Source organism: Mesorhizobium sp. M0701 (assembly GCF_040320365.1).
Taxonomy (GTDB): Bacteria; Pseudomonadota; Alphaproteobacteria; order Rhizobiales; family Rhizobiaceae; genus Mesorhizobium.
In genome coordinates this window covers 33,051-39,823 of the sequence record NZ_JAMYPO010000053.1, presented here as the reverse complement: position 1 = coordinate 39,823, position 6,773 = coordinate 33,051, and the positions used below count along the sequence as shown (strand labels likewise).

3 protein-coding genes and 3 pseudogenes are annotated in these 6,773 nt (G+C 60.2%); 2 read left to right on the top strand and 4 right to left on the bottom strand.

Translation table 11 applies throughout. The features are described from left to right. A partial coding sequence (locus NKI24_RS31420; RefSeq protein ID WP_352750302.1) for a hypothetical protein occupies positions 1–663 on the top strand: 663 nt, incomplete at its 5' end. A gap of 47 nt (positions 664–710) precedes the next feature. Here the strand turns inward: NKI24_RS31420 and NKI24_RS31415 are convergent. From NKI24_RS31415 to repA, 4 genes and pseudogenes are all read right to left on the bottom strand, one after another. Beyond that, entirely contained in the window at positions 711–2,618 is a 1,908-nt protein-coding gene (locus NKI24_RS31415; protein ID WP_352750301.1) for a hybrid sensor histidine kinase/response regulator, read from the bottom strand. A 31-nt stretch (positions 2,619–2,649) separates the two neighbouring features. Beyond that, a pseudogene (gene repC, locus NKI24_RS31410) lies at positions 2,650–3,280 on the bottom strand (plasmid replication protein RepC); the annotation flags it as partial. 155 nt (positions 3,281–3,435) lie between these two features. After that, positions 3,436–4,443 (bottom strand): plasmid partitioning protein RepB, encoded by a 1,008-nt coding sequence (gene repB, locus NKI24_RS31405; RefSeq protein WP_352750300.1) that lies wholly within the window; start codon positions 4,441–4,443, stop codon positions 3,436–3,438. Continuing rightward, positions 4,443–5,620, bottom strand: a pseudogene (gene repA, locus NKI24_RS31400) (plasmid partitioning protein RepA). The gene repB and the pseudogene repA overlap by 1 nt, the downstream one beginning before the upstream one ends. A 266-nt stretch (positions 5,621–5,886) precedes the next feature. On the opposite strand from repA, the pseudogene NKI24_RS31395 reads away from it, so the two are divergent. Then, positions 5,887–6,773: pseudogene (locus NKI24_RS31395) on the top strand (DUF1403 family protein).

Sequence of the window (6,773 nt, the reverse complement as noted above, 5' to 3'; positions counted from 1 at the left end):
ACCCGACCGATCTCACTGACCTCCCGATCAGATTTCACCATGGCGCGGCATGCTATGGGCCGCGAAGCCTTTCTTCAAGTTGTTTTCCGCAGAGGCAAGGTCGCCCCTCGTGTGCCGAGTTGCGTCTTGCAGGTCAAGGGTGCCCTGTGTCGGTCGGCATTGGTTCGGCATCCAGGTGTCGGAATCGTGATGCATTTTCTTGAAGCGCCGGCAAGCTCAGTCGACTGCAATCCCGCGGAGCGATCTTTGGCGCTGCGAACAGCTGTTTCGCTGTCGCAACGGGCAATCCAAAGCTGCGAAGTTAATTTCGGCTTTTGGCGCCACTTGCTCGTTCCCATCGATGACACGATTGGCAACGTTCCGACCCTTCTCTGCCCTTCGTTCGGAGAAGTTCTAAGGCAGGCACTGACCCGAGTCGGCCCTTTGACGCTCACCTCGGCCTTCAGAGCAGCTGAATCGCCCGCCGCCCGGGTAGCGCCAGGAGCTGCCATTCCCGGCGCTTCTCCAAACCTGACCTTCGCGCTACGGCTTGAGTCGACCCGATTGATACGCAGGACGCTCCATCGCGATATAATCCGAGCCCATGCGCCAACGCCAGTGTCGAAGAAAAAGGCTTTATGCGGTATTGCGCGAGCAAGCTGGACTGCGATGCGTGTTCGCTGACGCTGCGGTGTTGTCCGAAGGCGCCAGCGCGCAAAGAGGGTCGTTGGCTAGCGCGGAACGTCTGCCAACGAGTTTAGTGCCCGGCGGATAGAATCGCGCGAAAACGGCTTCTCGACAACTGGTCGACCGGCCCGTTCAACGAAGCGCGCCGCAGCGCCGCCGAGCGTGTCGCCGGTAACGAAAACGAATCGCTCCGCTATGCCCGGGGTTGCCTGACAGGCCCAGTCGAACAAGGCGGGGCCGTCGATGTTCGGCATCCGCAGATCGCAAAAGATCACATCGAAAACAGCACTCATCAGCGCTGCCTTGGCGCCGGCGCCGTCCTCGACGATGCTGACGGCAAAACCTTCAGCCTCTAGTAGTTCTGCCATCGTTTCTCCAACCTCCCGCTCGTCATCGACCACAAGGGCGGTGCAACCGAAGCCCGCGACCGAGTGCGCCGCAACACCTTCGACTGAATCTGATGAAGTGCAGGCCTCCACCGGCAACAGCAACCGGAAATGCGCGCCGTCCGCACGGTCAAGCAGGGCCAGTCGTCCATTGTGCGACTGCACCACACTGAGCGAGAAAGCGAGCCCGATCCCGGTTCCCGCCCCCTGAGCCTTGGTGGTAAAAAACGGATCGAAAATGCGATTCCGGATCTCGGCGGGCACACCGGGGCCATTGTCGGCGATCACGATCTGGAGGTCATTGCCTTCAAGCGACGTTTCGATCTCGATCCGCCGCGGTGCGGGTATCTCCTGCAGGGCGTGTTGCGCGTTGACAATCAGGTTGTAGAACACCTGATGCATCTGGTCAGGGTCGACTTCCAGAGGCGGCAGGCCCTCGGCGAGCCGGCATTGCACCTCGATGCCCGCCGTGCGCAAACCGTAGCCGGCGATGCCGAGAACTGCGCGGATCAGATCGTTGATGTTGGTACTGCGGCGCTCCGGCTGGCGTTGTCGCGCCATTGCCAGGAAGGTCTTCACGATGCGTGCGCAGCGCTCGGCGGCGAGTCTGATCTTGCCGGCCCGCTGTGCGTGGGCGGTTCCGCCTAGAAATTCTTCCAGCAACTGGGCCTGCGCGACGACGACCGCCACGGGGTTGTTGAGTTCCTGCGAAACGCCGGCAAGCAGCGAACCAAGTGCGTTGAGCCGCTCGCTCTGAGCCAATGCCTCACGCGACCGCGCCAGTTCGGCTTCAGCCGCCTTGGTTGCGGTGAGATCAAGAATGCTGCCGACGATCACCGGTCGATCGTCCATCTCGATGTGGCGCCAACTCAGCGACACGGTAAACGCGGAGCCGTCCAGACGCCGAAGTTGAGCCTCCACGCCGTCGGCGCGCGGCTGCTGACGTGACAGGGTTTTGAGGCGCCGATAGTCTTCCCGTGTGGCGAACCAGCGGTGCCGCCGGAAGCGGTCCTCGTCATCCGGGCCTATGCCCATGATCTCGCGGAAGGAGGGATTGGCGCTAATCAGCTGCCTCGTTCGCGAGTCTATGAACACGACCGGAACCGGATGATGGTGAGTGAGGTCTCGGAAGCGCCGCTCGCTTCGCAGCAGGCGCTCGGCCGCGCGCTTCTGCTCGGTTATGTCGATATCGAAGCCGCCGATGCGCGCCTGCTGCTGATCGGCCCCCAGAACGGGAAAGCGGACGACAAGGCTCCAGGCATAGTGGGCCGCGTTGCTTAGGAATTCCTCGATTGCAATCGCCTGTCCCGATTCCAGGACGCGGCGATCGTTTTCCGCGATCATCGCGGCCTCCTGGGGCCCGAAAATGTCGGCCGCGCTTAATCCGATTGCGCTCTCGGCCGGCCGGCCGAAGACCTTTCCCATTTCGGGATTGGCGATCAGATAGCGCCCGTCGGTATCCTTCAGGTACATGCCTACGGGAGCATGCTTCATGAACGCCGCCAATCGGGCTTCGCTGGCACGCAGAGCGGCGTCGGCAGCGTGGCGCTGCGACAGGTCGCGCAAGCTCGCCGTGAAGAAACGACGTTTGCCGCTCCGGGCTTCGGTGATCGTGAGCCTGATAGGTTTGCTGGACCCTGCCCCAATTTGCCGGAACGCCTTCCTCAATGCGGGCGTCTATCATTTTGACGATGTCTCGGCGGCATATAGTTAGCCGTTCCTTAACGACCCGGTAGGCCTTCTTCTCGGCTCGGACGACTTCCGCCAGTTCCTTGAACTCCGCTGCGCGCGCCACGATCGGCGAGATGTCGAAGCCATAGGCTTGCTCGATCTCGCCCCCCTTGCCCTTTTCGAGCGTAGCGCTTGCCGTTCGGGCTGTCCCTGCGGATGATCAGCCCACATTCGACCAGGACGGTCAGGTGGCGCCGGAGGGTCGACGGTGGCATGCCATTGGCGCGGCCGATCAGCTGCTCATTGGACGGCCAGACGATCAGCTCGCTGTCGCCATATAGCGCCGTCTCCGGATGGAATGACAGCAGAGCGTCAAGGATGGCCAGCGCGCGATCGGTCGCGCCCAAGGCGCCTCGGGCTTCCTTGATGTTCTGGAAGACATGCCATTTGTGGACGGTCAGGTCCGCCGGCATTGCCTTTGCGGCCACCTGGCTTGAAATCATGCCAAGTGTCATCGGCCGCCGCCCAAAGGGCGTCGTCGCAATATTCGTCTCCATTTTCTTTCACCCTCGATTAGGCAAAAGAAATCTGCTCGCCAAAACGACGCCAATGACTCTTGACAGTGATTCGTGGAGATGCGATTCTCAGTCAGCTACTACGGAGAAGGGCTTCCACGACGAAAGTCGCTTGGGGGCCTTTTTCTTTTGCGGTTTCAGTCTCCTGTTGATGTTTTTTGTGACTGCCGGAAGGCCTCGTAGAGATCATCCAGTCGCTCCGTGACATATATCGCGAAGCTTGGACCGTCCTTTGCCTCGTATGTCACAACGGCCTTCGTCGCGGTCGATTTTACATTCGCGCTAACTGATCTGTCTTTGGCAGCCCAAAGATTGGCCTTTGGCTGCTCCTTCAACTTAGGAAGCGTGTTGAGGGCATCGGCGGCTCGTTGAAAACGTTGATCACTTGAGTTGTCCGCGGACAACGTTGTCAGCAGCGCATGCAGATCAATTTCCGCCTTAGCTAGCTTCTCTGCGAATTCCATCCATCGTCGACGTCCGACCTCCGGAGCTGCTCCGATTGCTTCTATCAATTCGATAGGGATCGCGCGGACAACCGATATCATTTTGGATAAAGCAGCCTTGTCAACGTTCAGTGCGGCCATGATGACTTCGCGGCAGAAAGACCGATCTTCAAGGCGGGCAGCGAACAACGCTCTCTCGATATATGACAGGTTAGTCCGCGCATTGTTTTCCTGACCTTGACTGGCAACCAGCTGGTCATCTGACAACTCACGGATAACGGCACGAACCTTGATGCCAAGTTCTCTTACCGCTGCGAGCCTGCGGTGCCCATAAGCGACTTGATACCGGCCATTGGTCTTCGGATGAGGGCGGACAAGGATCGGCACCTGTTGCCCATGCACTCTAATCTGGCCAACAAGTTCGGCCAGACCTACGGAATCGATGCCAAGACGATCACTGATGAACGACCCGTCAACCAGGGCTGGATCCAGTTCGACAATTATCTTGCCTTCCGCGAGCTGCTTCTCGAGGTCTTGCGCCCGTTCGAACTTCTGCGTGATGTTACCCAGGGTTCTTGTGATGCCCCCGATGGGAGCACTGCGAACCGCTGGCGCTACAAAGCCTGCGATCGGCCTGACATCCGCCGTAGGAGTCGGCGCTTCTTCTGCAGTTGAGACCTCAATGAGATTCTTGCGGGCCACTACTTTCTCCCCCAAGTTGTCCTTAGCAGACCTTCGATTTCGGAATTCACGGCGTTTAGGGATTCCATCGCCCTGTCATAGGTACCGCGCGTGAACTGTTGTCGCTCGACCTCATACAGTGTCTGCTTGGTGACCCTGGCATCGGAGATTGCCGTCGACTTCAGCATGTGATTGTGGAGCATTCGATTGCCAAAAATCGCCCGCATAAAGCCGGTCATCTGGCTTTGCGGACCATCGTTCGGCTCGTAGCGAGTAACCAGATAGCGCATCCAATCGTAGCTGGTACGACCACCCGCCCTTTCGACGACCGCCATCATCTCACTAGTCATCGCAAGAAACTGGCTCATCGACATTACATCCAGCATCTGCGGATGTACCGTTATCAATACCGACGTCGCCGCACACAACGCCGACATCGTTAGGAAGCCGAGTTGTGGCGGGCAATCGATAATTACGACATCGTATAGGCTCTCGATGTCTGTCAAAACCTCGCCGATGCGGGCGAAGAACATGGATTCCGCCGAACCCGACGTGATCGCTCTCGGTGTCTCATGTTCAAACTCCATGAGTTCGAGATTTCCCGGCACGATATGTAGGTTCTGGGTGTAGGTGGCCCGGACAATTTCAGCGATCGATCGTGGCGCTTCATAGCGGATCGCTCCGTAAAGAGTTTCGCCTTCGCCCACATCGAGCTCGGGTTGATGTCCGAAGAGCGCGGACAAAGAAGCCTGTGGGTCAAGATCGATTGCTAGAACCCGGTGGCGGCGCAAAGCAAGGTACTGGGCCAGGTGTGCGGAAGTCGTCGTTTTCGCCGAACCGCCCTTGAAATTCATGACGGCCACGACCTGTAGTTTCTCGCCAGGCCGACGGGTCGGAACGTATTTTGGTGTTCCGTTTTTTTCGTCGAGGCACCGACGGATGTTTTCCATGTCGGCAGGAGAATAGACCCGGCGACCGTTGGCCAATGGTTCCGGCCATGCCCATCCGAGGCCACCTGTCTCAGGTATCCCTCACCGATGCCGATATAGTATGCAGCTTCTGCAGGTGTGAAATGCCGGATTGTTTTTTGGGAGGCTGGGGGAAAGATCTTTTGTTGGTGCAACTGAAGCTGCCGTGACAATTCGAGAGAATCCGCGGACAACATCGACGGCAGGTGTTCCTGCCCGCTAGTTTGCATATATGTTTATAGCATTGCTCGCCTCGAACTACGCAGTTGATGCAGATTTCATTCAAACTGCGCAGTTACAGTATGGTCCGATTCGTAAACATTTTACAAACGTTTAACCATGAGTGGAGTTGACCCGGGAGTTGACCCTCTGACACTGGCAGTTGTCCGCGGACAACCCGCGCGCGCTGCTTCCCTTAGATGTTGGGGTAGCCCAAGAGGCCGGTTATTTGGCGCATGCTGAGCCGCTTGACGGCCGCCCAGAAGTCCTTTGGCAGGTGGTATTGCGCACCGGAGACGCCGACGCCGCCTTCTGTGCCGGCGCCCGCCTTGAGCACGCTCGAGACGCTCGCGCGCACGCAAGCCGGCTGGGCCGGCGCCTGGCGCCAGCGGCTGGCGCTGAAATGCGCCGCCAGCATGCGGCTGGCCGGGCGCTCGGAGGACGAGGCCGCCTTGCGCGACGCATGCCATCTGCGCCAGGCCGGAGCCGATCCGGGCCCCGCCGGCGCCACATTTGGCGCCTGGCGGCAGTTGGCCCGGGCAGCCGCCCGCCGCCAGCGCCGATCAGCTCGAAAAGATCGTCGACCAGCTGGGTCTCCATTGGGACGTCGAGGCGCTGGCCGCGGTTTGTGAACACATCGACGACCTGGCGCGCTCGGGGCGGCCGGCGCCGTTCGCTGCGGCGGCAATCGCCGCTCGCGTCGTCGCCATGCAGTCCGACTCCGAGCTTTTTGCCTGGTGGCTCGCCGACCTGGTGCTAGCGCAAAACCTGCGCTGGCCGCGCCCGCTCCCGCTGCTGATGGCACACGCTTTTGGCCCGGCGTTTCGGTCCAAGCCTGGCGGCGGAAAGCGGATCCGGCCAGGCGAAAAAGGGTTCGAGCGGGCAGTGTGCCTGGCGCTGGCACAGGCGGCGGCGGACGCCTGCCGGTTGGCCGCCGAGCTGTCGCGGCGGGCGGAGCGGCTCATCGCCGTCGCACCGAAGCTCAGGGCAAAGGGGGCGGGCGATGTGATCCAAAGACTGCTCGATGACGACGCCCTCTCCGGATCGCTGACGACCAAAAGACTGTCGCGGTTTGCGGCGCGGCGCCTGTTCGAGCGGCTGCAAAAGCTCGAGGCGGTGCGCGAGCTCACCGGCCGCGCCTCGTTCCGACTGTTTGGACTCTAG